Here is a 25,470-nt window from a genome sequence, read left to right as displayed (position 1 = left end):
GGGTTTGACCTGACGGACCCTGATGGGGTTGCGCGGATTTCGAATACTCTCGCTGATCCGTTCGATCTGATTATCGTTGCATCTGGCGCGCTTGAGATAAACGGGGCTGAACCTGAGAAGTCGATGCGCGCCGTGTCAGCCCGCGCGATGATGGACCAGTTTGCCCTGAATGCTATTGGCCCGGCATTGGTCCTCAAACAGGCTCACAGGCTGTTACCACGTGACCGGAAGGCAGCTTTCGTTGTGTTGTCGGCGCGCGTTGGGTCAATTGAAGACAATCGACTTGGTGGTTGGGTAAGCTATCGTGCATCGAAGGCTGCGGTGAACCAGATCGTGCATACAGCCGCGATTGAGCTGGCGCGCACGCATAAACAAGCTGCGTGTGTCGTGATGCATCCCGGCACTGTTAAGACTGCATTTACGAAGAAATATCTCGGTCGCCACCCTGCAGTCGAGCCCGAAGAGGTGGCGGAAAATTTGCTTGCCGTTATCGCAGGGCTCTCACCAACCGACACGGGCGGATTTTTTGACTGGGCTGGCAAGCGCGTGCCTTGGTAGGGCTTTTTTAGCCGTCACTCGTATCTGCGTTATCCGTATCGGTCTGAGGTTCTGAAGGTTCGGCCTCTGGTTCTGGATCAGATGTCTCAGCAGGGGTATCTGTTTCACGCGCCAGCGTATCATTTTCCCAGATCCCAGATTCAACTTCACCACCGGCGAAACGCATTGTGCCTTCACCGTGACGCTTATTGTTCAGAAAATTGCCTTCGTAGACGTCGCCTGTTTCATAGGTTGCTATGCCAGCACCGTTGATTTTTCCGTCAGACCATTCGCCCGTATAACTGAAACCGCCGGGGCGAGTGAGCGTTCCTAGTCCGTGGCGTTTGCCATCCTTAAACTCGCCTTCATATATAATACCGTCCGGGAACGTGGCTTTGCCTTTCCCTTGCCGGACACCATCGACCCAATCTCCGTCATAACGATAGCCGTTGGCGAAGGTCAGAACTCCTTTGCCATGACTGCGCGCGTTTTTAAACTGCCCCGAATAGACAGTTCCATTTGGATAGGTCGCTGTTCCGGTGCCTTCAAATACGCCTGCAACCCAGTCGCCGTCATATACAGTGCCGTTCGGATAGGTCGTCCTCCCTTTGCCGTGCTGCAGGTCATCCAGAAAGTCACCGACATAAACGGAACCATCCGCATAGGTTACCTCGCCCAATCCCGCGATCTGACCATCTGACCATTCGCCGGTATAGCGAAAGCCGTCAGTGCCGGTAAATGTGCCTTGTCCCTGACGCAGGTCGTCGGCGAAATTACCTTCATAGACCGCGCCACTGGCGTACGTGACTTTGCCTTCGCCCTGACGTCGCCCATTGATCAGCGCGCCTTCGTAGACGTCACCATTGGGGTGTGTGAGCCGACCGGTTCCGGTCATATTGTCATCAAGCCAGTCACCGGTATAGGTCAATCCGCCAGTCAGATTCAGAGTGCCCGTACCAGCACGTTTCCCGGCTTTGACATCGCCATCATAAGTGCTGCCGTCAGCGTAGGTGATCTTGGCCTTGCCTTCTTTTTGGCCGTCCAGCCAATCACCATCGTAGATATATCCGTCGGCACTGGTCAGCACGCCCTGACCGTGGCGCTTAGCTTCCTTGAACGTGCCCTCGTACCGCATGCCATTGGTGTACTCGGCAATACCGTCGCCATTGATCGCACCTTTGGACCATTCACCTTCATAGGTTTGCCCGTCGGCGTAAACGATCTTTCCGAGTCCTTCAGGTTGGCCTTTTACGAAATCGCCTTCGTAGACCGAACCATTGGCGTATCGTGCCGTACCCTTACCCTGAATCTCTCCTTCGACCCACTCACCGGAATATTCGAACCCGCTGGGCAGCCGATAAGTGCCTGTGCCGTGTCGCAGGCCGTTCTCGAATGTGCCTTCGTAAACACCCCCGACGTCGTCGTCGGCTATGATGATCTGATCATTTTGCTGGGCCGCTGCAATTTGCGTCAGCATGGCGAATGTAGCAGCGGTAAGGGATGTGCGGATCGCGTTCATATTTGTACCTGCCTGCGGTTCTTATGAGATGTTGGCGCAAAACTAGGATACCGCAGGGGGCAGAGCAACGGGTTTTGCCGCATTTGCCTTTCACTCGCGCTGTGATCTGCTAAATCCCTGAGGGACTGACGAGGGCAAGAGGGCAAAATGGCCGACCGTTTCCGCATCACTCTGGCGCAACTGAACCCAACCGTTGGGGATATCGAAGGGAATGCCGCAAAGGCTGCTGCGGCTTGGCAGCAAGGGCGCGCGGCGCAGGCTGATTTGGTGGCGCTGCCTGAGATGTTCATCACCGGTTACAATACTCAGGACCTGGTGATGAAGCCTGTGTTTCATCGTGCGGCGATGCAAGCTGTGCAGGCGCTGGCGGAAGACTGCGCCGAGGGCCCTGCGCTGGCAATCGGAGGTCCTTGGGTCGAGGAAGACAAGCTTTATAACGCGTATCTGGTCCTCAAAGGTGGGAAGATCGTAAGCAAGGTTCTCAAGCATCACTTGCCAAATGAAACCGTCTTTGACGAGGTTCGGCTCTATGACGCAGGTCCAATGGGTGGGCCCTATGCGGTCGGTAACGTCCGGGTGGGGAGTCCGATTTGCGAGGATGGCTGGCACGAGGATGTCGCCGAAACGCTCGAGGAAACCGGGGCTGAGTTCCTGTTAATCCCCAATGGGTCGCCCTATTTCCGAGACAAATACGACATCCGGCTGAACCATATGGTGGCGCGTACGGTCGAGACAGGCTTGCCAGTGATCTATCTGAACATGGTCGGCGGGCAGGATGATCAGGTTTTTGATGGTGCCACTTTTGGTCTGAACCCCGGCGGAGAGCTTGCATTCCGTATGCCGGTCTTTGATGAAGCGGTGCAAAACATCGATCTGATGCGCACCGACGACGGCTGGCGAATCGATCTTGCAGAGGTGGTGCCGCAGCCAGATGCATGGGAGCAGGACTATCGCGCTATGGTGCAGTCCTTGCGCGACTACATGGCTAAAACCGGCTTTAAAAAGGCGGTGCTTGGCTTGTCGGGGGGTGTTGACTCAGCATTGGTTGCGACGATTGCGGTAGATGCCATCGGGGCGAATAATGTGCGCTGCGTTATGTTGCCATCAGAATATACCAGCCAAAGCTCTCTGGATGATGCCGAAGCCGTCGCCAAGGCGCTGGGTGTTCACTATGATTTCGTGCCGATTTCCGAAGGCCGGACCGCGGTGACCAACACGCTTGCGCCGCTGTTTGCCGGGCGCGATGAGGATTTGACCGAAGAAAACGTTCAGTCGCGCCTGCGTGGTTTGCTGTTGATGGCGATCTCGAACAAGTTTGGCGAGATGCTGCTGACGACCGGCAACAAGTCCGAGGTCGCGGTAGGATATGCTACTATTTATGGCGACATGAACGGGGGCTACAATCCGATCAAGGACCTGTACAAAACCCGCGTGTTTGAGACCTGTCGCTGGCGCAATGCCAATCACCGCGATTGGATGATGGGCCCCGAAGGAGAGGTCATCCGTCCCTCGGTCATCGATAAGCCACCGAGCGCTGAATTGCGTGAAGATCAGAAAGACAGCGACAGCCTGCCGGATTACCCAGTTCTGGACGCCATTCTTGATATATTGGTGGATCAGGATGGCTCGATAGCCGATTGCGTAGCGGCGGGTTTTGACGAAGGCGACGCGCGGCGCGTTGAGCACCTGATTTACATCAGTGAGTACAAGCGCTTCCAGTCCGCGCCGGGCACCCGGCTGACCCCGCGGGCCTTCTGGTTGGATCGTCGTTACCCGATTGTAAATCGCTGGCGCGATCAGAATTAAGACCCGGATCAGTTTCTATCGCTATGATTGTTTCCAATTCGTCGGCAGTTGGCTTCGGCCATCATAATTGTCCATATATAATAACTGGTTGTGGAGGTCTTGCGCACGTTCGGCTTGTAATTGGGTCCTTTTTTTGCCACATTTATGTCAGAGGTTCGCCTTGTATGAGGCGAATGTGACGTAATCCGGTATGCCGCTCTGCTATTTCAGAAACTGCGACCGTGATTGTTGATCTGAGTTGGGGCATCTGTGTTTTTGGGTGTCGGTAAAGGTGATGGTGGTCAAATGACGAATGGATATGACAAATCGCTTCATGCTCCATTGCAATGGAAAACAATGGAGTCTGAGCCGCGCAAGCTGGATGAAGAAACGCTTGATGCTTCGATCGCAGAAATTCTGAACAAAGAGGATCTTGCGCCGCCGCCGGTTATAGACAATGAGCCGACGCGACCGGAATTTCCATCCTTGAAGTCGCAAGAAGTTCTTGCTGCAAAGCCTGATACTGGCCGCAAATCTTTTCTACGCCAAACATGGGCGCAACTGTCCGGCGCTGCCTGATTTAGAACAACCAGCGCTGCGTGGTGCGTAATGGGCTGGCTGATAGGCAACAGGTTGTTGCATTCAGTTGACCTACCTCCGTTTCTCATTGCCAGAATACGCGTTCTCGGGCTGGATACCGCTTCGATAAACAACTTCCGAGCGGTTGATGCCAGGTCCTTCTCCGACTCCCGTCGAATCTGATATTACCCTTCCTAAATCTGTGGATGTCGTCGTTATCGGCGGCGGAATAATTGGTGTCTCGACCGCTTTGGAACTGGCTGAGCGTGGCATCTCCGTACTGCTATGCGAAAAGGGCCGGATCGCCGGTGAACAGAGTTCGCGCAACTGGGGTTGGGTCCGGCTTGGGATGCGCGACCCACGCGAGATCCCATTGATGCAGGAAGCTCTGCGCATCTGGCGTGGGTTGGATGAACGCCTAGGGCGGAGCACGGGCTATGTTCAGTCGGGGATCGTATTTGGCGCATCAGGCACGCGCGACGTTGGTAACCTGACGCGGTGGTTGGAGCATGTTGAAGGGCAGCAGACGGGTGCCCGTATGGTATCGCACACTGAGTTGGCCTCACTATTTCCAAACTCCACCATGAAACCGCAGTCTGGGCTCTATATGCCGCAAGATGGACGGGCTGAGCCGCAATGGGCGGCCCCCGCCATGGCCGAGGCGGCCCGCAATTGTGGAGCCGCGATCATGACACAATGCGCAGTGCGCAGCGTCGATCTCGAGGCAGGTCGGATTGCAGGTGTCTTCACCGAACGTGGGCGAGTTCGTTGCAGTCAGGTGGTGTTGGCGGGTGGGGCATGGTCGCGTCTTTTTGCGGGGAACGCAGGTATCGCTCTGCCCCAACTCAAGGTGTTGAATACAGTCATGCGGACCTCACCGGTAGAATCCGGGCCGGAGGTATCGCTTTGGAGTGATGATTTCGCCATTCGCAAACGCGCGGATGGGGGCTACACGATAGCGTCGGGGCACGAGAACACCGTGGATATCGTCCCTGACAGTTTTCGACTCGGCCTTCGGTTCTTGCCGGCGTTTCGGCAAGAGTGGCGTTCCTTGCGGTTTCGCTTGTCGCAACGCTGGATTGTCGAGGCGAAAGAAGACAGAACTTGGCTGCCCACTGACGTGACGCCGTTTGAGCACTGCCGGGTGCTGGATCCCGAGCCCTCTCGAAAAGTGTTGCGACAGGCCTGGTCCAACGCTCGCAAAGCGATGCCAGTACTTGAGGAGGCAGAGATCGTCCAAAGCTGGGCCGGGCTGATCGATGTGACCCCGGATGCGATTCCAGTTATCTCAAAAGTAGACGAATTCCCGGGTTTGCATATCGCAACCGGGTTTTCCGGCCATGGTTTTGGGATTGGGCCAGGCGCAGGTCGGCTGATGGCGGATATTGTCACCGATAGCACGCCCTGCGTCGATCCAGCCGCCTTTCGCCTGTCCCGTTTCACGGATGGTTCAAAAGTACGGCCAGATCCTGGTTATTAGGCCCTAGCCCATCATTTGATAGCTGACTGGTACGAACCGGAACCCCTCGCCGCGTGTTTCAACGTACCCGGCAGCTGGGAAAGGCATGTGATAGCCGATCATGGGTATTTTATCTGCGGCCAGCATACCCAGCACATTCCGACGCGACGCGGTAGCCGCGGCAGCGTCCATATCGAAGCTAAAGGGCCATTCGGGGCGCGCAAATGACCAGACGTAGTGATTTGCCAGATCGGCCGTCAGAACCAATCGTTGTCCATTGCTTTCCAGATGATAAACCGTGTGACCAGGCGTATGTCCGTGAGCCGCCATGGCTGTTATCCCCGAAGTGACCTCTCCACCATCGTCAAGGAACGTCATCTTTTCGGCTTGGGGTGTGACCTTCGCTGCAACCATATCTCCGACGCGGTTGCCCGCATCCATCGCAGACCAGAAGTTATATTCCGGCGCGGCGGTTACAAATCGGGCGTTCGCAAATGTCGGAGAGTCATTCGTTGTCATGCCCCCGATATGGTCGGGGTGCATGTGCGTGATTACGACCACATCAATTTGGTCAGGTGAGACTCCTACGTCAGCCAGCGCGGCTTGGATACCGCCTTGACCCAAGCCTGTGTCGAACAACACCAGCTCAGAGCCGGTATGGACCAGTGTCGGAGTAAAGAAGAATTGCGCAATATCAGTTGGAATGAAATTTTCCGCAGAGACTGCTGCAAATTCGTCGTCAGAAACTTCAGCTGCGAATAGTGCCTTTGGCTCATCACGTGGCACGCTGCCGTCGAGCAGGGTGGTAACAGTGAAATCGCCTACCTGGAATGATTTTGCGATGGTCGAATTTGCTTTGCTCGGCTCACCAGCTGCGAAAGCCGGCACCGCGGCAGAGGCAAAGGGCAATGCGGCAGCTGCACTCAGAGCAGCCCTGCGAGTCAATTTGATCGTCATATCTAAGTCTCCCTGTCAGAACGCCAGTAGTAGAAATAGGTCAGAGCGTTTCTCTTGCCAGTTATAGACCCAATACATGGGCTGCATGGATGAACATTACGTGTTAATTTTTGTTCATGCCGCGATCTGAGAACAAAACAGTGCCCACCGGGCAAAATATTGCTGAATTTCTGGCGACCGTTCAGCCGCTGCGTAAGGCGGACGAGGCGCAAGTGCTGGACAGGCTCTTTCAGGATACCACCGGGTTTGCCCCAGTGATGTGGGGTCCGTCGATCATTGGCTATGGCCGATATCACTATCGCTATGCTTCCGGGCGGGAAGGCGATTTTTTGGCGACCGGGTTCTCTCCGCGCAAGGCTGCGCATTCCATCTACATCATGCCGGGTTATGCTGATTTCGGAAATATCCTGTCTCGACTGGGTAAACACAAGCTGGGGAAATCCTGCCTCTACGTGAACAAGTTGTCAGACATCGATCTCGACGTGCTTCGTGAGCTCATCAAGGCTGGGCTCGAACATCTGGATGGTATGTGGCCGGTAGAGCCGACCTGAAAGCCTCTTCTGGACAAAAACGCGCCCATGTGACATGAGCCGCGCCAACAGGAGACTTCCATGACCACGACCCGTTTCGCCCCGTCGCCCACCGGTTACATCCATGTGGGCAACCTGCGCACCGCCCTGATGAATTATCTGATCGCCCGCAAAGCAGGCGGTACGTTCATCCTGCGTATCGATGACACCGATCCCGAGCGGTCGAAGGAAGAATATGTCGATGCGATCAAACAAGATCTGGAGTGGCTTGGCCTGCATTGGGACCGGGTCGAGCGTCAGTCGGAACGGCTGGACCGTTATGCCGAGGCTGCGGACAAGCTGCGCGCGATGGGTCGGCTCTATGAGGCGTTTGAAACGCCAACCGAACTTGACCTCAAGCGCAAGAAACAACTGAACATGGGCAAGCCGCCGGTCTACGACCGTGCCGCGCTGAACCTCAGCGACGCCGAGAAAGAGGCGCTGCGCGCCGAGCGCGGCAATGGCGTCTGGCGGTTCAAACTGAACCACGAGCGTATCGAATGGAACGATGGCATTTTGGGCGACATCTCGATCGATGCCGCCTCGGTATCCGACCCGGTGTTGATCCGGGGTGACGGTCAGGTTCTCTATACGATTGCGTCCGTGGTCGATGATACCGAGATGGGCGTGACCGACGTGGTGCGTGGTTCGGACCATGTCACCAACACGGCGACGCAGATTCAGATCATCGAAGCGTTGGGCGGCACTTGCCCACGCTTTGCGCATCACTCTCTGTTGACAGGCCCGCAGGGCGAGGCCCTGTCTAAACGTCTGGGCACACTGGCCTTGCGTGATCTGCGAGAGCAGGGCGTCCAACCAATGGCCCTTCTGAGCCTGATGGCGCGTCTGGGTTCCTCTGATCCGGTTGAGCTGCGTGCTGAGATGTCCGAGCTGATCGACGGGTTCGACATCAACCGTTTTGGCGCGGCACCGACCAAGTTCGATGTGCAAGATCTGTTCCCGCTGACGGCGAAGCACCTGCAATCGCTGCCTCTGGCCGAAGTTGCGGATGCCGTTGCCGAGGCGGGTGTTCCGGATGAACTGGCAGAACCTTTCTGGACCATGGCGCGTGAAAACATCACCACCTTGAGCGATCTCAAAGGCTGGTGGGATCTTTGCCGCGATGGGGCAGAACCTCTGATCGCAGATGAAGATCGTGAATTCATAGCAGAGGCGGTGGCCCTGCTGCCCGAAGGTCCGTTCGACGCGGATACCTGGGGGAATTGGACCAAGGCGGTGAAAGAGGCCACGGGCCGTAAGGGCAAAGGCCTGTTCATGCCGCTGCGCAAAGCGCTGACCGGAATGGAGCGCGGGCCAGAGATGGCGACCTTGCTGCCGCTGCTTCAGGTGATTCGCGCGCGCGGGTAATCCGCAGAGAGTATCTTAAAACACGAAGGAGGCAGGCAGTTCGCCTGCCTTTCTTTGTTCTCCGGTCTGCAATACGCGGGCCGATACGCGCTGCAGACGGTCGTCCACGAATTCCGTCTCGGTGGGCTTTAGTTGCTGATGACGCGGATATCGCGGTTCGGCACGATCATTCAAAATCGGCGCGTCCCAGCCATCGGTTGTGGCAAAGAAGCGATCAGCGCCGTCTGATCCAAATGCCCTCAGGTACCCCTGCACCACGACATCGATATAGCTCAGCAGCAGCGGATGGTGGTTGCTGGGCGCTGTATGGCGGTCATGGGGCACGGCGTAGACGGCGATTTCTGCCTCTTGCGTCAGCGTATGGGTGACTGATCGCGTGGCAGGCACGCGTTCATAGGCCCATTCCCGCTCATCCAGCGCGACCCAGTCGTTTTTGGGCACGTGAGCGATCATGCCGTCGATCTCGGATGCGGGATCCGGCACAGCGGTCAGAAAGGCGACCGGGCGCAGATCGGTGTGCCGCCACGCCCTCCGCCAGCCCTTCAGACGCGCCGGGCGCGGGTCGGGAAAATCGTGCGTCGACAGGTTCACGAGGCTGCCATAGCCGAAGAAATAGGGGTCTGCCATGCGGGTCGTGTCCTTCTTTGACGATTGATGTATGTCAAACAGTCTTTTTACAGAACATGCAATAAGGCTTCATCTTGAGATTCGGGAGGCCCTCATGCGGATTACCAAACGGACGAATATCGCGGTGCGCGTATTGATGTATTGTGCCGCGCATCAGGATCGGCTGGTTACTAAGGCTGAAATTGCAGAAGTCTGCAACATCTCCGAGAACCATCTGGCGCAGGTGATCAACCAGCTTAGCCAGTTGGATTATCTCAGTACCCAACGTGGCCGCAATGGCGGCATGACGCTGGCCCGCTCGGCAGATCAGATCCGGGTCGGGTCTGTGTTCCGCCATGTTGAAGGTGGATTGCCGATTGCCGAGTGTTTTGCGGATGCAGACAATACATGCCCGCTGACCGATGCCTGCCGCTTGCGATTGGCGCTGCAGGATGCGGCTGAGGTGTTTTATGCGTCCTTAGACGAAATCACGCTTGATGCGTTGGTTTGTGACAACGACCAGTTGCTGAAGATACTACAGCCCGTCGCGTGCGTGCGTTGAACTTAGTCACTGGCGCGAAGAATGCGCGCCGGACGCACTGAAAGCGGGCGCAGCGCAAAGAGCATCCCCGCGCCAAGCGTTACCGCGACGCCCGCGATAACGATCCCGAGCGCGGATGACCAGATAATCGCGAAATCTGTGTCGAAGATATATGTGGCCACGGCCCAGCCGCCCAAAATACCGGTCAACAGGGCGACACATCCGGCAGCGGCCCCCAACAGAATAGCTCGCAAGGCAAAACTGCGCAGGATGCGGCCCCGGTCCGCGCCCAGAGTTTTGAGGATCGCCGCTTCATATCTGCGCGCTGGCTCTCCTGCGGCGGCAGCACCGATCAACACCAGAAAACCGGTCAGCAGGGACACGCCTGCGCCATACGAGGTAGCTGCTGCCAGGCCCGCCAGCAAACCAGAGACCCGGTCGATGGCATCGCGGACGCGGACCGCCGTGATGTTGGGATATTGCCCCGCCAGATCGCGCAGGATGGCGGCTTCGGCCTGCTCTTCGGCATAAACCGTTGCGATGAAGCTATGCGGCGCGCCCGCCAGCGCGGAGGGATTCATCGACATGACAAATCCCATTCCAGCGGTCGAAAAATCAACTTCGCGTAATGAGGTCAGTTCAGCAGTGATATCGCGGCCAAGGATATTGACCGTGAGTTCATCCCCAAGTTTAAGCCCCATCTCAGCAGCCTCCTCGGCGGCAAAGCTGACTTGTGGAGGGCCGCTGTAATCCTCGGGCCACCACACTCCGTCGGTCACGCGGGCATTCTGCGGCGGCTGGGCGGAATAGGTCACGCCCCGGTCGCCGTCCAGAACCCAGTGATCGCCTGCAATCTCTCGCGCGGGTTGTCCATTGATCTTGGTAATGATCCCGCGCAGCATTGGAGCGCTTTCTACCCGACTGACGGCGGGGTCAGTGTCGAGACGTTCGCTGAACCCGGGCATTTGATCCTTCTGGATATCGACGAAGAAATATGAGGGTGCCACTTCTGGCAGGTTGCCCGAGATCGCATTGCGTAGGGTCCCGTCGATTTGTCCCACAGCTGCAAGGACCGACAGGCCGAGCCCAAGGGACAGAACCACCGACGCTGCCCCTTCGCGAGGGTCGGAAATGGCGGACAAGGCCCACCGCAGGGCAGGGCGGCCTCTGGCCCAAGGGGCGCCCGCGCGGGCCAATTTGCGAATGGCAAAGGCAGAAAGAGCCAGCAAAGTAAGCGCCCCGGCCAACCCTGCGCTGGTCCAGAGGGTCAATCGGGTTGAACCACTGAACCATGCAGCGGCTCCGATCAGTGCGGCCAAGCCAATAGCGGTCGCGACGACATAGATCAGGCGCGGGAAACTGCGCGCCGAGGAAAGCGCATCCCGGAACAATGTTGCCGCGCGCACCTCTTCCGTTCTGGCCAAAGGCCACAGTGTGAACAGGAACGCGGTCAACACGCCATAAAGCGCGGCCTCGAACAGTGGCTGCGGATAAAGTGAGAAGACTGCGGGGATTGGCAACTGCGTTTCGATTAAGGGGGCCAGCAGCAGCGGCAGCACCCCGCCCAGAACCAAACCCATGATAATACCGATGCCCGACAGAACGGCGATCTGAATCATATAGGTCTGAAAGATTGTCGCCCGATCAGCGCCCAATGTGCGCAATGTTGCAATGGTTTCCGTCTTTTGGGAAAGATAGGCTCGCACGGCAGCAGACACCCCGATCCCGCCAACGGCCAATCCCGACAGGCCCACCAGAACCAGAAACGCGCTGAGGCGGCCTACGAATTCAGATATTCCCGGCGCACCGTTGCGAGCGTCGGTCCAGCGCATGCCGGTCCCCTCGAAGGCCTGCTTCGCTTCCAACGACAGCGCATCCAATTCGGCAGCCTGAGGCAGGTCCAACCTGTACTTAGTTGAAAACAAAGTGCCCGGCGCCAACAGGCCCGAAGACTGCAGATCTTTTGTCCGGACCAATGTGCGCGGCCCAAGCGAGAACCCATCAGCCGCGCCGTCAGGTTCGTGCTCTAACGAGGCCATCAGAACAAATCTCTGCGTGCCAAGTTCAAACTGCTCGCCAACCATCAGGTTTAGGCGGTCAATCAGAGAGGGGGCCATGACTGCACCAGGCAGCCCATCGGCACCTGCAAAGGCATCGGTCAGAGTAAGTTCAGGTTCAAGGATCGCCGAACCTAACAGCGGATATGCGTCATCCACAGCCTTAACCTGCGTCAGCCCACGTTGCGTGTTCGTCCCGTTTCCCGTTACGGCCATAGACCGAAAATCAACAACCTCTGAAACCGCATGTGCGGTTTTTTCCATCCACGCGCGTTCCTGATCATTGGCAAAGCGATAGGTGAATTCCAGTTGCGCATCCCCGCCCAGTAGCGATGCGCCCTCTTGCTGAAGGCCGGTCTGGATTGCTTGGCGGACCATGCCGACCGCGGCAATCGCTGCAACGCCCAAGGCCAGACACGCCAGAAACACCCGAAATCCACGCAGCCCACCGCGGAGTTCGCGCCGTGCCAGTCTTCCTGCCAGGCGCAGGCTCATTCGGCTGCTTCGCGCAGCGACTCTTCAGCGATGCGTCCATCCCGCAACCGCACGACGCGGTCGCATTTCTGCGCCAGCGTGTGGCTATGCGTGACCAGAACCAGGGTGGCACCATGCCGGTCGCGTAGACCGAACAACAGATCTATGATCGCCGCACCGTTGGCTTCGTCCAGATTTCCTGTGGGTTCGTCTGCCAGCAAAATCTTAGGGCGTGGGGCCGACGCGCGGGCCAACGCCACACGCTGCTGCTCTCCACCTGACAATTGCGCCGGGTAGTGATCGCTTCGAAGTGACAGCCCCACAGCCTCTAGCTCGGCCTCAGCGCGCTTGAAAGCATCCTTATGCCCTGCAAGTTCGAGCGGGGTGGCGACGTTCTCAAGCGCGGTCATCGTCGGGATCAGGTGAAAATTCTGAAACACCACACCCATTGATTCACGACGAAACCGGGCAAGTGCATCCTCACTCATTTCCGTCAGATCATGGCCCAATACCGTGACGTGGCCGTCGGTGGCTTGTTCCAACCCACCCATCAGCATTAGCAGTGAGGATTTTCCTGAGCCGGACGGACCGACCAACCCCAGCGTCTCGCCCTGTTTCACAGACAGAGAGATGTCGTGCAGAATATCCACCCTTCCGGCATTGCCATCCAGCGATAATGCGGCATCTTGGAGCGTAAGAACAGGTGTCGTCATCGATCAGGCCATCAAGAGAGGTACAGTCCATTGGGATATGGCGTGAAACAGAAGCTACACAAGGGTTTGATCTCAGGCGCGTTCATCTGTTGCGGAATTGCAGCGATGGCAGAGCCAGTTGTGATTGCTGCGCTCGGAGATTCCCTAACACAAGGATATGGGCTGCCAGAACAAGACGGGTTCGTGCCGCAACTGCAGCGTTGGCTTCAGGAAGAAGGTGCGGAGGTTCGGTTGATCAATGCCGGTGTTTCCGGAGATACGACCGCAGGGGGCGCTGCCCGCGTTGTCTGGACCCTGACACCAGAGGTCGACGGCATGATTGTTGCACTTGGCGGCAATGATCTGTTGCGTGGCATCGATCCGAGCGTTTCCCGATCAAACCTCGAGGCAATACTGCGTGCTGCAGAGACCGCGGATGTCGAGGTGCTAATGGTTGGAATGCAGGCGCCTGGTAATTACGGAGCCGATTACAAGCAGAGTTTCGACGCCATGTATCCAGAGCTGGCAGAGCAATATGATTCACTTTATGCGGAAAGCTTTTTTGACGGGCTCACAACCGAAGGCGATCCGGCGGCCGCGCGCCAGTTCATGCAATCTGATGGTATCCATCCAAGTGCCCAAGGCGTTGCGCTGATCGTTGACACGCTGGGACCCTTTGTCTTGGCGCTTGCGGAGCGCATTGGCGAATAGGAGGACGCGATGCCCGGCCGGTTTTTCCTCACACGACCAATTGGCGAGATCGCTCTGTTTTTGAATGTGGAAGACAGTCTTGGGCCTCAGCCAGCACGCAAAAACATTCAACCGGGTCAAGAAGTGGTCGTACTGACTGGTGATGGGTTAAAGACCATGCGATGGGGGATTATCCCGGTCGGCAGGGTCAATGCGCGTGGACGACCGGTGATGGAGACCATCGTAAACGCGCGCTCCGAGACGGTTTTTGACAAGAGCGCCTTCGAAGGGGTCGGTCGCGCCATAATCCCGGTGGATGGCTGGTACGAATGGACCGGTGAGAAGCGACGCAAAACGGCCTGCCGGATTGCCGCCAAAGACGGGGCTCCACTGCTTTTTGCTGCGATCACCGACACTTGGGAAGCCCCGGGCGGGCTACGCGTGGATCAGGTTGCAGCGGTGACATGCGAACCCAACGCTGATGTAAAGCCGATCCATCACCGAATGGGAGTGCTGCTGGAGGCGCGGGACGTTCAACGCTGGTTGCATGGGTCTGAAGACGAGGCGCAGAGTTTGACGCGCCCTTGGCCCGAAGGTCGGTTGATGATCGAAGAAGCTGACGACGTCGATTGGTCGGGGGCTTAGACCACTGTGACCACCGTGCCGATAGGAACTCTATTGTACAGATCGATCACATGCTCATTCAGCATCCTAATGCACCCGTTTGAAACTGCATGACCGATGGTCTGCGGCTGCGTTGTGCCGTGAATGCGGAAATACGTGTCCACCCCGTTCTGAAACAGATACAGCGCGCGCGCGCCCAGAGGATTGTCTCCGCCGCCGGGCTGGACATAATCATTGTCTTTGAACTTGGCATAGGTGACAGGGTCCCGCTCAATCATCTCTTCGGTGGGTCGCCAGGTCGGCCATTCTTTCTTGACGTCAATGGTGGCCGATCCGGTGAATTCCAGTCCGGCTTTGCCGACGCCGCAGCCATAGCGGATCGCTTTGCGCGGCTCGGTTACATAATAAAGGTAAAAGGATCGCGGCGCGACCAGCAACTGACCGGGCTGAAATTGCTTTTTGATGCGCACGAATTGCGGCGTCGGATCATACTCGACCGCTTTCTTGGCGCTGGCAACACCCGGCAACAGGCTGGCAGCAGTACCGGCCAGAAAAACACGGCGTGTGAACATGGTGACATCCCTCAAATGACCAAAGAAATCATAACGCTAGTTTTGGAATGATAGCCGATTTGGTCAATCACCGGGGAAGGATAACCCGATTGTGATGTATTCCCTTTGCCACACACTCAATGCGGGCTTATGGGATGGGCGGGAAAAATCCCGCCCTTCTAACGGCTTAGGCCAGTTCGATATTGTCGGCGCTTTCGCGACCATCACGACCAGCGCGCAGCTCGTACGTGACTTTCTGGTTGTCGGCCAGACCGGTGAGGCCCGAACGCTCGACAGCCGAGATGTGTACGAAGATGTCTTTGCCGCCATCTTCGGGTGCGATAAAGCCGTAGCCTTTGGTGGTGTTGAACCATTTTACGGTGCCTGCGGGCATATCCGTTGTCTCCTGTTTGGTGCTGCCCACGGAGTTGCGGCAGCCTGGCGTCGTAGTCTGGATCGAGTGACTGAGCGCCGTAGAAGGAGACAGTGGGTCGAAATAGAAAAACGTAAGCCTCTTGGATATGGCATCGGTCAGGCCGTGTGGCAAGGGCGGATTGTACGGTTTGTACAGGGGGTTGAGGGGCAATCGTCCGATTTGTACAAGAATCCGCCGATGGTTTTGGTTATTAGTTTGCGGACCTTTGATAAGACCCGGTTATTTATCTGGCGCGTCGGAGTGGCATTCAGAATCCGTTAACCCTCGTCATGATCAAGTTGCGGCATGAGCGATTACCGACGCGTCCGCATTCCCGGAGCCAAGTATTTTTTCACTGTGTCTTTGGCCGACCGGTCGTCGGATTTGCTGGTGCGAGAGGTGGTGCATTTGCGCGCTGCTTTTGCAGTGACCCAGAGGGAGCGGCCGTTCTGGTGCGATGCGATTGTTGTGTTGCCCGATCATCTGCACGCGGTCTGGACCCTGCCGCCGGGGGATGCGGATTATTTGACGCGGTTGGGGGGTCTTGGAGGGAAGTTCGGAGAGTCATAGGATGGGTGATTTCAACCATCAATTTATGTGGTTGGATATTGGAGAATTGAGGAATGATAGGTGCGCGCACCCATCCTACGCTTTCTAACTCTTTAGAGTTGCGAGGTTCATTAGGTAATTGTCTAGAATTCTAGCTGAAAACTGTTCGTAACGTATTTCGCCATCTAAATTTGCGCCTCCAGCTCCCATCGCGGCGATATTTAGTTCGTCGCTCCATAATTTTCGCAAACAGTGGAAGTCAGTATTAAACGCAATGTAATCTGAGGCGCCGTTTTTCCGATAGTTTCTGCCTCGTACGCGGCCGTGAATTTGCCTCATGCCTTCACGAGCTAGGGTGTCCCACATCGCGAATTCATTAGGTCTCCACATCGCGAGAAGCTTTGAAACGAGCGATACACGTCTTTGTAGGTTTTTCTTAAGCGCTTCGTGGGTTTCGCAGTACTTCATAAATTCAGAGTACAGCCCGTTGAAATCAACAGGATCACTTTGAATACTAAACCAACCTAGGGCAGCATCACATTGTTCTGCACTCCAGCCTCGGAAAACTGAATAATCAGCGCCAAAACCTCTGAATCGAGGATAATTCTGAAGAACCGGTAGGTCTCTGAACCGTCCATCATGCAGGTAGTCATCCTTCCACCAAATCCAATTCTGTGCAGCTTCATCAGCGGCTTTCTTTAGCAGATTTTTTTTGGGGGATGAGATATTATTAAAAAGATCCAAAATGCTTCTTTCGTATAAGTAACAATCGACATTGGTTTTGATCTGGCACCCTAAGATTCGACTACTCAAGGGTGCCAGCTCTAAAGTCGAAACTAACGCGCAAACTTCTTATGCTTCAACCGCTTGGGCTCCAGCGCGTCCGGTCCCAGACGGCGCTTTTTGTCCTCTTCGTAATCCTCGAAGTTGCCCTCGAACCACTCCACATGGGCATCCCCTTCGAAGGCCAGAATATGCGTACAAATCCGGTCGAGGAAGAAGCGGTCGTGCGAGATTACGACGGCGCAGCCCGCGAAATCGACCAGCGCGTCTTCCAGTGCGCGCAGGGTTTCGACGTCGAGATCGTTGGTCGGTTCGTCGAGCAGCAAGACGTTGCCGCCCTCTTTCAGCAGGCGGGCCATGTGGACGCGGTTGCGCTCACCGCCGGATAACAGAGAGACCTTTTTCTGCTGGTCGCCGCCCTTGAAGTTGAAGGACGAGCAATAGGCGCGGGAATTGACCTGAGCGTCGCCCAGTTGGATGATCTCGGCACCGCCGGTGATTGCCTCCCACACGGTGTCGTTGTCTTTGAGGTCGTCGCGGGACTGGTCGACATAAGACAGTTCGACCGTGTCGCCCAGCGTGATGGTGCCGCTGTCGGGCTGTTCCTGACCGGTGAGCATCTTGAAGAGCGTCGATTTACCGGCACCGTTGGGGCCGATGACGCCGACGATGCCGCCGGGGGGCAGGGCGAAATCCAGCCCTTCGATCAGTTGCTTGTCGCCCATGTGCTTCGACAGCCCCTCGACCTCGATCACCTTGCCGCCAAGGCGCTGGCCGTTGGGGATGACGATCTGGGCGCGGGTCAGCTTTTCGCGTTCGGACTGTTCGGCCAGCTCGTTATAGGCGTTGATCCGGGCCTTGGATTTGGCCTGACGAGCCTTCTGGCCCTGACGCATCCATTCCAGTTCGCGTTGCAGCGTCTTTTGCTTGGACTTGTCCTCGCGGGCTTCCTGCTCCAGCCGTTTGGCCTTTTGTTCCAGCCATGCAGAGTAGTTGCCCTCGTAAGGAATGCCGCGACCGCGATCGAGCTCGAGGATCCATCCCGTAATATCATCCAGGAAATAGCGGTCGTGGGTGACGATCAGGATGGTGCCTTTGTAGTCGATCAGGTGCTGTTGCAGCCAGGCGATGGTCTCGGCGTCCAGGTGGTTGGTCGGTTCGTCGAGCAGAAGCATGTCGGGCGCTTCGAGCAGCAGTTTGCAGAGCGCCACGCGGCGTTTCTCACCGCCCGAAAGGTTGGCGATGTTGGCATCGTCCGGCGGGCAACGCAGCGCCTCCATCGAGACGTCGATCTGGCTGTCGAGGTCCCACAGGTTTTCCGCATCAATCGCGTCCTGCAGGGTGGTCATTTCCTCCATCAACTCGTCCGAATAGTTCTCGGCGATCTCCATGGCGATTTCGTTGAAACGGTCGACCTTGGCCTTTTTCGCGGCCACGCCCAGCATGACATTTTCGCGCACGGTCAGCGATTCATCCAATTGCGGTTCCTGCGGCAGATAACCGACCTTGGCGCCCTCGGCGGCCCATGCCTCACCGGTGAAGTCGGTGTCGAGGCCCGCCATGATCTTCATCAGCGTCGATTTACCCGCGCCGTTGACGCCAACAACACCGATTTTCACGCCGGGCAGAAAGCTCAGGTGGATGTTTTCAAAGCACTTTTTGCCACCGGGATAGGTCTTTGAGACACCCTGCATGTGGTAGACATATTGATAGGCGGCCATGTCGCGTCCTCTGGGTCGGGGAAATTGAGTTGGGCGGTGTGATAGCGGATGCGTTGGGTGGGGGCAATCGTGGATGATTGTGACCTCACTATCTGAATTGCAGTGCGCTAGAGTCAAAGACCTCTAGATACTCATCGCAGATTTCAGGGAGAAGGTTCTCTGGTATCAATCGTTTGCTCGGACGGAATACCTCTTCATGACCGCTAGCGGCCCTCAATACACGGGTCCATAACGCAAGATCACTTTGATCGAAGTTAAAAACTTCTTGCAGATCTTGTGGTGTTAATTTGTTCTCCCTCATAAGTTCATAGGTGAGAGGCGCGCAAACTTTCACAATCGCCACAGTTACTAGAATCTTATCGGATATGTATTGAGGTCTGTCCGGTGGAATTAAGACGAGAACTGACAAAACCCTTTGAATGGCCCTTAGTGTCATCGGCAGGTGGCCAGAGTACAATCCTAAAAGGGCGCGTGTAGTTTCGTGTATCGGGATGGGTATCTGCATTTGGGCAGATGCATAGTTGAAATAATGTAGATGGTCCCGCGTGTGCTGGATCATTCTAGGCAGCTTCAGCTTCAAGGGATAGAACTTTTGAAGATATGCGTCAGCTTCCGTTCCACTTCCGCATCTGGCTTTTACACTGTTTTGTAGTTGTTCCAGATTGACGCCAAGAATGAAGTGTACTCCATCTACGTTGAAGAAGTGTTTGATGGTTTCCAGTAGCGACAGCGCGTAGTCTGGTCGACAGCGATCCAATTCATCTACCACGATGACCAGCTTTCGTGCCGGTAGTCCGTTCACGTCTGGATCAGTCAAGTCGACCAATGCTTGACGAAAGCACTCCATCGCAACCCGTTTTCCGCTTTCTCTTTTCCAGAATTCGGCAATAGCTTCGTCAAGTTCGCGCGAAGCAGTTTCAATTGCGGCATCCGCCAATTGGTCTGCTTTATTCACGAGACCCGCTGTGGCGACTGAAATCCCGGCTCGAATAATTGCCCGACCAAGAGCAGGAGCCACTCGTTTGGCTTGATCCCAAGCTTTTTGGGCGGTTTTGTCACCAGACTCCTTAAATCGTTCGGCAATCGCTCCGGTCAGCGCAATCAAAGGATCGTCTAGAAAGTCATGTTTGAATGCGTCGAAATAGACGGTTTGGGTCGTATTTCCCTCTCGCCTCAAATGCTCGCCCACCCAGCATTTCAGGAAGAACGACTTGCCAGAGCCCCATGCTCCATCCAAAGCAACCACCATTGGGTCGTCTATCCGTTCGACCAATTCTGAAAGCTTATCACCAGTTGTTTTGCGCGAGAGTTTGTCGTGTTCATCAAACCCATCTTCATACAGTTTGATCTTGGGCTCCGGGATCGTCAGGCGCATATCTTTCTCCAATTCACAAATCAATCAGCGCTACTCTTAGCGTCTGTGTGTGAAAGGACCAGACTGCTAAATGAGGGGGTATGGTGCAGGAAGGTCCCGATATGTCTCTGAAAAACCTCATCGCAGGTTGGGCTCAGCCCGGTCGCGTGGAATGGATCGGTGTCAGACCCGAACGGCGGGTTGGGATGGAGATTGTGGAAGAAGCAATAACCTCCACCGATGGCCTCGATGGCGACCGTAGCCGGGCGGGCAAACGGGCCGTAACACTGATCCAGCAAGAGCATCTGGTGACGATAGGGTCGTTTCTTGGTCAAAGGCCAATTGCGCCGGAAATCCTGCGGCGCAATCTGGTGGTCTCGGGGATCAATCTGGCGGGGCTTAAGGGGCGCGAGGTGCAGGTGGGTGAGGCCGTTTTGCGCTTTATCGTGATCTGCGCTCCGTGCAGTCGGATGGAGGAGGCGCTGGGCAGGGCAGGCGGTGTATTCCGCAGTGCGCGGCCATGGAGGTTGGTGTGCTGAGGTCATAAAGCCGGGGCGGATCAGGATCGGCGATATGGTGCAACCTGTTGATTGACAAGGCCGCCCAGTTCTGAACATCAGCAAGATATGGAGCGCAGTACCATACCATATGCGCGGCCCGGTCAGGTCGTGGGGTTGTTCGGGGGGTCGTTTGATCCTCCGCATCAGGGCCATGTGCATGTGACGCGTGAGGCGATGAAGGCCTTTGGGCTGGACCGGGTGTGGTGGCTGGTCTCTCTGGGGAACCCTCTTAAGGAGCGGGGGCCTGCACCTCTGGCGCGGCGGGTTGCGACGGCGCGGGATGTGATGCAGCACCCTCGAGTAGAGATTACGGATATCGAAGCGCTGACGGGGACGCGGGCGACGGCGGATACACTGGCGGCGTTACGGCAGCTTTATCCTCAAGTGCGGTTCGTTTGGCTGATGGGTGCGGATAATCTGGCGCAGTTTCATCGTTGGAAAGATTGGCGACAGATCATGGACAGCGTGCCAGTGGGCGTTGTGGCGCGACCGGGGGATCGAATTTCTGCCAGGATGTCACCGGCGGCGCGGCTTTATGCCAAATACCGCATAGATGGGCAGGCGCGGCATTTGCTGGGGCGGGCGCAGGCTCCGGCCTGGTGTTTTGTGAACGTGCCGATGGTCGATCTCAGCTCGACCGAGTTGCGCAAGCGCGGAGGCTGGAGCGATGGGGTGTTGCCGGAATGACTCCTCTTGGCGCATAATCTTAATCTAGTGATTGTCTGCATTTAAGCTCTGGGATTCTAATAGACCCATGGTTGATCGAATTTCGCGTCGTTTGTTTCTGGGTGGATTAGGGGCGTCTCTGGTTCCGGGCACGGGCCTGGCCGAGGCGCCTTTGGTGTCCTTGCGTCCTGTGCTGCGCGGGCCGCAGCCCAGCGGGGCCGAGCGGCTGGTTAAAGCGGCGGGGCTGAGGGGCGAAGTTGTCTTTGCCGTGGCCGACGTTGAAACCGGAACCCCGCTGGAGGTATATGGCGAAGGCCAAAGCCTGCCGCCCGCCAGTGTCGCCAAGGCGTTGACCGCGCTTTACGCGCTGGATGTGCTGGGGCCGGAGCATCGGTTTGAAACCACCTTGATCGCGGATGGACCGATCGAGAATGGCATTCTGAAAGGCGACCTGATCCTTGCGGGTGGTGGGGATCCACTGCTGGATACAGACGCACTGGCCACCATGGCAGCCAATCTGCGCAAGGCCGGGATCACCGAGGTTCGAGGCGCGTTCAAAGTCTATGATGGTGCGCTGCCTTACGTCTTCAGCATCGATCCGGGGCAGCCGGATCATCTGGGCTATAGCCCGTCGATCAGCGGGATTTCCCTGAACTTCAACCGCGTGCATTTCGAGTGGAAACGCGAGGCCACCGGGTACGACGTAACAATGGATGCGCGCAGCGCGAGCTATACGCCGTCGGTGGATATGGCCTCTATGCGGGTCGAGAACCGCAGCCTGCCGATTTATACCTATCAGCCAAGCGCGCGGCAGGATCGCTGGACCGTGGCCAAAGGGGCACTGGGCAATGGCGGGGCACGCTGGCTGCCGGTACGAAAGCCAGCGCTTTATGCCGGAGATGTGTTCCGCACGCTGGCACGCGTGAACGGGATCGTGCTGGGCCGGGTGCAGGTAACGCGGCAAGTACCGCAAGGGACCACGCTGGTGGTGCATCAAAGCGATCCGTTGGAAAGCATCCTGAAGGGGATGCTGAGATATTCGACCAATATAACCGCTGAAATGGTGGGCCTGGCGGCGACCAAAGCGCGCCGGGTTGCACCGCAGAGCCTCGAAGAGTCCGCCACTGAAATGAACCGCTGGGCGGCCGCGCGCTTTGGTGCGAATGGGATCGCGATGGTCGATCATTCCGGCCTCAGCGGAGCGTCGCGCATGGCCCCCGCCGGTCTGGTCAAGTCGCTGGTGGCTGCGGGGCACTCAGAGGAGCTGCGGCCATTGCTTCGGTCCTTTACGCTGGCCGACAAAAATGGGCAGCCGGTCAAGGATCATCCGATCAAGGTCGACGCAAAGACGGGGACGTTGAACTTCGTCTCGGGCCTTGGGGGTTATATGACAACGGCAGATGGGGTTGATCTGGCCTTTGCGATCTTCACCGCCGATACCGCGCACCGCGCCACGATCCCGCGAGCATCGCGCGAGCGCCCGGACGGCGCGCGGCCATGGAACCGACGATCGCGCACGTTGCAGCGTAATTTGATCGAGCGCTGGGGTACGCTCTACGGCAGTTAGGTTGTATGCCGCGCCCGGGCTCCGCGTTCGATGGCGGCGGCGTGCAGGCGGTCGATGCTCAGCTCGTACCGGATTTCTTCCAGCAAGCGCAGTTCGGTTTCGGCCAGTGTGCCATCAGCGGCGGCGACGTCACAAGCCAGCGCATACGCAGTTTCGTTCAGGCGTTCAGGCAGGTTGTCACGGATCAGTCCGAACAGGGCATCCAACCCGTCTACCTGTTCAAACAGATCAAATACGATTTGCGAGACGCGGCGGGTACGGTCGATATCGTAGCCTGCAAACACCGGCAGCATGTTGACCGCGCCTTCGATTTTGACCAGTTCGGCGGTTCGGATGTTCTCGTCCGAGGCGGAAACCGCCACCATGATCGCCACAAGGCAATCCTGCGGAGACATCGGGTGTGGGGTTTGCTCGGTCATGGTGTCGTCCTGAATGATACGTCTGTTGCCGCACGATAGGAGGGGGTGCGGGGAGGTTCAACTGATAGTTTTGGCATGCGATGATTGCGATCGGGCAGGGTGGGTGATATCGGCTGTGATGCGTATGTCCGTTTAGAGCCCAAAGTTACCGGAGATTACACTGTATCCTCCGCTCGCTTGACATGCGTCCGCCATTGGGCAAATTAACTAATATTTTATTTGTGGAGGGTAATTCTTTGAGAAAACTACTTGCAGGGATAGCAACAGCAATCTTCACTACAGCGACCCCGACCTTCGCTCAGGATATCACAGCTGGTTCACGAATTACTGTGACTTCAGAGTGGCACTCACAGAACGGCGGGCCATACAGTCCAAATATCGTATCTTGCAATTCGAATAGTGGTTTGTGCCTGCGAGACACCAATACTTCTCCTGCAAACAATCCTATGACAAAAACTAAAAGTGGCTTGCAGGTCGTCTTCTCGGATTTTGGGGTTGTCTATATGTTCAAACCGGATGGAAAAGGCACTTTTCACGATATGTCGGGTAAGCAGACTGGAAAATTCAAGTGGACACAGTGACGATTTGATTACTGGATGGTTCGCTCCAGTGCGCAACTTTGATGAATGTCCGCTGTGTCCGCGTTGCGGACATTCGTAGTCCAGAGCAGATATTGATTGCATGACGTTCATGCGCATAGAGGCATGAAATTCACCACCCTTTATTGACTCATACTGCACCTGCACAATAACAGGGGCCGGTCCGGGCGCATGGGGTGTCTGGCACGTTTCCCGATGGAGTATCCAAATGTCTGACCTGCGTGAAACCGCGATGACGTCCAAGGCGTGGCCGTTTGAAGAGGCGCGGCGGTTGCTCAAACGGTACAAGCAGGGCGCTCCGGAGAAGGGATATGTGCTGTTTGAGACGGGCTATGGACCCTCGGGTCTGCCGCACATAGGCACCTTTGGCGAGGTCGCGCGGACCACGATGGTCAAGCGCGCGTTTGAGGCGCTGTCTGATATTCCGACCAAGCTGATCTGCTTCTCGGACGATCTGGACGGGATGCGGAAGGTGCCGACCAATGTGCCGAACCCAGAAGTGCTGCAGGACTATCTGCAATGCCCGCTGACCTCGGTACCCGATCCGTTTGGCACGCATGACAGCTTTGGTGAGCATAATAACGCCATGCTGCGCCGGTTCCTCGATACCTTCGGGTTCGAGTATGAGTTCTATTCGGCGCGCGAGTTTTATCGCTCGGGCCAGTTTGACGAGATCCTCAAGCGCGCTGTTGAGAAGTATGATGACGTGATGGCTATCATGCTGAAAAGCCTGCGCGAAGAACGTCAGCAGACCTATTCGATCTTCCTGCCGATCCACCCCGAGACCGGGCGGGTTCTGTACGTGCCGATGAAGAAGGTTTGCGCCGAGACCTACACTGTCACCTTCGATGACGAGGATGGCAAGGAATGGACGCTGCCCGTGACCGGCGGGAACGTCAAGCTGCAGTGGAAGCCGGATTTCGGCGCGCGCTGGGCCGCGCTGGGCGTTGACTTCGAGATGTATGGCAAGGAACACGCCACCAACGAGAAGATCTATGACGCGATCTGCCGGGCCTTGGGAGGCCGTGCGCCTGAACACTTCTCGTATGAGTTGTTCCTTGATGAGAACGGGCAGAAGATTTCCAAATCATCCGGCAATGGTGTCTCGATTGATGAATGGCTGACCTATGCGCCGACTGAGTCACTGGCCTATTTCATGTATCAAAAGCCCAAGACGGCTAAGCGGATGCATTTCGATGTGATCCCGAAGGCGTATGATGAGTATCATCAGCAGTTGCGGGCCTATCCGGGGCAGGACCTGAAGGCGCAGTTGAATAATCCAGTGTGGCATATCCATGGTGGGAATGTGCCCGAGTCCACGCTGATGGTTCCGTTTGCGATGTTGCTGAATCTGGCGTCGGTATCCGGGGCTGAGGACAAAGAGGCGCTGTGGGGCTTCATCCGCCGGTATGCGCCTGAGGCCACGGCGGAAACTCACCCTGATCTGGATCAGGCGGCGGGCTTTGCGGTGCGCTACTTCAACGATTTCGTCAAGCCGACGCGCCAGCATCGCGCGCCGACGGATCAGGAGCGTGAGGCGCTGGAAGCATTGAGGGCGGCTTTGGAAGCCTATGACGGGCCGATGGAAGACGAGGCACTGCAATCGGTGGTCTATTCCATCGGGCGTGAGCGGTTCGATCCGATGCGCGGCTGGTTCACGGCACTTTACGAAGTGCTGCTGGGGGCTTCGCAAGGGCCTCGGTTTGGTGGGTTCATCGCGCTTTATGGCGTGCAAGAGACGATTGCTCTGATCGACAAGGCGCTGGCCGGGGAATTGGTCTGATTTGACCTGATCCAGTGTGGGGCTACCCTTGCATCAGGAGGTGACC

General features: G+C 56.8%; 26 protein-coding genes. 15 read left to right on the top strand and 11 right to left on the bottom strand.

All coding sequences use genetic code 11. The features are described 5' to 3' along the window. Positions 1-558: SDR family NAD(P)-dependent oxidoreductase (locus G7G_RS0116190; RefSeq protein ID WP_010442489.1), on the top strand; the 558-nt coding region annotated here is incomplete at its 5' end. A 7-nt stretch (positions 559-565) separates the two neighbouring features. On the opposite strand, the gene G7G_RS0116185 is transcribed toward G7G_RS0116190, so the two are convergent. Then, positions 566-2,056 carry a 2-isopropylmalate synthase gene (locus G7G_RS0116185; RefSeq protein ID WP_010442488.1) on the bottom strand — a complete coding sequence of 497 codons (1,491 nt, stop codon included), beginning with the start codon at positions 2,054-2,056 and terminating at the stop codon, positions 566-568. Positions 2,057-2,203: 147 nt separating this feature from the next. Here G7G_RS0116185 and G7G_RS0116180 point away from each other — a divergent pair, with 147 nt between their 5' ends. The 3 genes from G7G_RS0116180 to G7G_RS0116170 all read left to right on the top strand — a co-directional run bounded on the left by G7G_RS0116180 (position 2,204) and on the right by G7G_RS0116170 (position 5,900). Further along, positions 2,204-3,862 carry an NAD+ synthase gene (locus tag G7G_RS0116180; RefSeq protein WP_010442487.1) on the top strand — a complete coding sequence of 553 codons (1,659 nt, stop codon included), beginning with the start codon at positions 2,204-2,206 and terminating at the stop codon, positions 3,860-3,862. A gap of 336 nt (positions 3,863-4,198) precedes the next feature. Next, positions 4,199-4,420 carry a hypothetical protein gene (locus tag G7G_RS0116175; RefSeq protein WP_139056617.1) on the top strand — a complete coding sequence of 74 codons (222 nt, stop codon included), beginning with the start codon at positions 4,199-4,201 and terminating at the stop codon, positions 4,418-4,420. A 148-nt stretch (positions 4,421-4,568) separates the two neighbouring features. Continuing rightward, positions 4,569-5,900 (top strand): NAD(P)/FAD-dependent oxidoreductase, encoded by a 1,332-nt coding sequence (locus tag G7G_RS0116170; protein WP_010442485.1) that lies wholly within the window; start codon positions 4,569-4,571, stop codon positions 5,898-5,900. Between the two features lie 3 nt (positions 5,901-5,903). Here the strand turns inward: G7G_RS0116170 and G7G_RS0116165 are convergent, their stop codons facing one another. Beyond that, positions 5,904-6,836 carry an MBL fold metallo-hydrolase gene (locus G7G_RS0116165; protein ID WP_010442484.1) on the bottom strand — a complete coding sequence of 311 codons (933 nt, stop codon included), beginning with the start codon at positions 6,834-6,836 and terminating at the stop codon, positions 5,904-5,906. Between the two features lie 116 nt (positions 6,837-6,952). On the opposite strand from G7G_RS0116165, the gene G7G_RS0116160 reads away from it, so the two are divergent. Continuing rightward, a complete protein-coding gene (locus G7G_RS0116160) occupies positions 6,953-7,387 on the top strand; it encodes a DUF1801 domain-containing protein (protein WP_029622090.1) in 435 nt (144 codons plus the stop codon). Positions 7,388-7,447: 60 nt separating this feature from the next. Next, entirely contained in the window at positions 7,448-8,773 is a 1,326-nt protein-coding gene (gene gltX, locus G7G_RS0116155) for a glutamate--tRNA ligase (protein WP_010442482.1), read from the top strand. Between the two features lie 15 nt (positions 8,774-8,788). On the opposite strand, the gene G7G_RS23230 is transcribed toward gltX, so the two are convergent. After that, positions 8,789-9,400, bottom strand: coding sequence for a gamma-glutamylcyclotransferase family protein (locus G7G_RS23230; RefSeq protein ID WP_010442481.1), 612 nt, complete (start codon positions 9,398-9,400; stop codon positions 8,789-8,791). Between the two features lie 94 nt (positions 9,401-9,494). On the opposite strand from G7G_RS23230, the gene G7G_RS0116145 reads away from it, so the two are divergent. Further along, a complete protein-coding gene (locus G7G_RS0116145; RefSeq protein ID WP_010442480.1) occupies positions 9,495-9,941 on the top strand; it encodes an RrF2 family transcriptional regulator in 447 nt (148 codons plus the stop codon). Between the two features lie 2 nt (positions 9,942-9,943). On the opposite strand, the gene G7G_RS0116140 is transcribed toward G7G_RS0116145, so the two are convergent. Beyond that, a complete protein-coding gene (locus G7G_RS0116140) occupies positions 9,944-12,472 on the bottom strand; it encodes an ABC transporter permease (protein ID WP_010442479.1) in 2,529 nt (842 codons plus the stop codon). Beyond that, complete coding sequence (locus G7G_RS0116135) at positions 12,469-13,164, bottom strand: ABC transporter ATP-binding protein (protein ID WP_010442478.1); 696 nt, start codon at positions 13,162-13,164, stop codon at positions 12,469-12,471. The genes G7G_RS0116140 and G7G_RS0116135 overlap by 4 nt, the downstream gene beginning before the upstream one ends. 105 nt (positions 13,165-13,269) lie before the next feature. Here G7G_RS0116135 and G7G_RS0116130 point away from each other — a divergent pair, with 105 nt between their 5' ends. Together G7G_RS0116130 and G7G_RS0116125 are read left to right on the top strand one after the other, a co-directional pair. After that, entirely contained in the window at positions 13,270-13,854 is a 585-nt protein-coding gene (locus tag G7G_RS0116130) for an arylesterase (RefSeq protein WP_050806473.1), read from the top strand. A 9-nt stretch (positions 13,855-13,863) separates the two neighbouring features. After that, positions 13,864-14,478, top strand: coding sequence for an SOS response-associated peptidase (locus tag G7G_RS0116125; RefSeq protein WP_010442476.1), 615 nt, complete (start codon positions 13,864-13,866; stop codon positions 14,476-14,478). On the opposite strand, the gene G7G_RS0116120 is transcribed toward G7G_RS0116125, so the two are convergent. Then, positions 14,475-15,029, bottom strand: a complete 555-nt coding sequence (locus G7G_RS0116120; protein WP_010442475.1) for a L,D-transpeptidase — start codon at positions 15,027-15,029, stop codon at positions 14,475-14,477. The genes G7G_RS0116125 and G7G_RS0116120 overlap by 4 nt on opposite strands. 166 nt (positions 15,030-15,195) lie before the next feature. Beyond that, the gene (locus tag G7G_RS0116115; RefSeq protein WP_010442474.1) at positions 15,196-15,402 is read right to left on the bottom strand and encodes a cold-shock protein; all 207 of its coding nucleotides are present in this window, start codon (positions 15,400-15,402) and stop codon (positions 15,196-15,198) included. Positions 15,403-15,729: 327 nt separating this feature from the next. Here G7G_RS0116115 and G7G_RS0116110 point away from each other — a divergent pair, with 327 nt between their 5' ends. Beyond that, positions 15,730-15,993, top strand: a complete 264-nt coding sequence (locus G7G_RS0116110) for a transposase (protein WP_010442473.1) — start codon at positions 15,730-15,732, stop codon at positions 15,991-15,993. Between the two features lie 84 nt (positions 15,994-16,077). Here the strand turns inward: G7G_RS0116110 and G7G_RS24250 are convergent, their stop codons facing one another. From G7G_RS24250 to G7G_RS0116090, 3 genes are all read right to left on the bottom strand, one after another. Then, positions 16,078-16,785, bottom strand: a complete 708-nt coding sequence (locus G7G_RS24250) for a hypothetical protein (RefSeq protein ID WP_139056616.1) — start codon at positions 16,783-16,785, stop codon at positions 16,078-16,080. Positions 16,786-16,808: 23 nt separating this feature from the next. After that, complete coding sequence (gene ettA, locus G7G_RS0116095) at positions 16,809-18,476, bottom strand: energy-dependent translational throttle protein EttA (protein WP_010442471.1); 1,668 nt, start codon at positions 18,474-18,476, stop codon at positions 16,809-16,811. 88 nt (positions 18,477-18,564) lie between these two features. Further along, on the bottom strand, positions 18,565-19,851 hold the full coding sequence (locus G7G_RS0116090) for a KAP family P-loop NTPase fold protein (RefSeq protein WP_010442470.1): 1,287 nt from the start codon (positions 19,849-19,851) through the stop codon (positions 18,565-18,567). Positions 19,852-19,952: 101 nt separating this feature from the next. On the opposite strand from G7G_RS0116090, the gene G7G_RS23225 reads away from it, so the two are divergent. The 3 genes from G7G_RS23225 (at position 19,953) to dacB (ending at position 22,623) form a co-directional block, all read left to right on the top strand. Next, entirely contained in the window at positions 19,953-20,369 is a 417-nt protein-coding gene (locus G7G_RS23225; protein ID WP_310793668.1) for an MOSC domain-containing protein, read from the top strand. 87 nt (positions 20,370-20,456) lie between these two features. After that, positions 20,457-21,077, top strand: a complete 621-nt coding sequence (locus tag G7G_RS0116080; protein WP_010442468.1) for a nicotinate-nucleotide adenylyltransferase — start codon at positions 20,457-20,459, stop codon at positions 21,075-21,077. 67 nt (positions 21,078-21,144) lie between these two features. Continuing rightward, a complete protein-coding gene (dacB, locus tag G7G_RS0116075; RefSeq protein ID WP_010442467.1) occupies positions 21,145-22,623 on the top strand; it encodes a D-alanyl-D-alanine carboxypeptidase/D-alanyl-D-alanine endopeptidase in 1,479 nt (492 codons plus the stop codon). Here dacB and G7G_RS0116070 read toward each other — a convergent pair. After that, a complete protein-coding gene (locus G7G_RS0116070) occupies positions 22,620-23,042 on the bottom strand; it encodes a tellurite resistance TerB family protein (protein WP_010442466.1) in 423 nt (140 codons plus the stop codon). The two genes, dacB and G7G_RS0116070, sit on opposite strands and share 4 nt — an antisense overlap. Positions 23,043-23,488: 446 nt before the next feature. On the opposite strand from G7G_RS0116070, the gene G7G_RS24855 reads away from it, so the two are divergent. Then, positions 23,489-23,623, top strand: a complete 135-nt coding sequence (locus G7G_RS24855) for a hypothetical protein (protein WP_010442465.1) — start codon at positions 23,489-23,491, stop codon at positions 23,621-23,623. A 226-nt stretch (positions 23,624-23,849) separates the two neighbouring features. Beyond that, on the top strand, positions 23,850-25,424 hold the full coding sequence (locus G7G_RS0116060) for a lysine--tRNA ligase (protein WP_010442464.1): 1,575 nt from the start codon (positions 23,850-23,852) through the stop codon (positions 25,422-25,424). Positions 25,425-25,470: the final 46 nt, after the last annotated feature.

Origin of the sequence: Ruegeria conchae (assembly GCF_000192475.1) — a bacterium.
Taxonomy (GTDB): Bacteria; Pseudomonadota; Alphaproteobacteria; order Rhodobacterales; family Rhodobacteraceae; genus Ruegeria; species Ruegeria conchae.
This window is presented reverse-complemented; position numbering and strand designations above follow the sequence as displayed.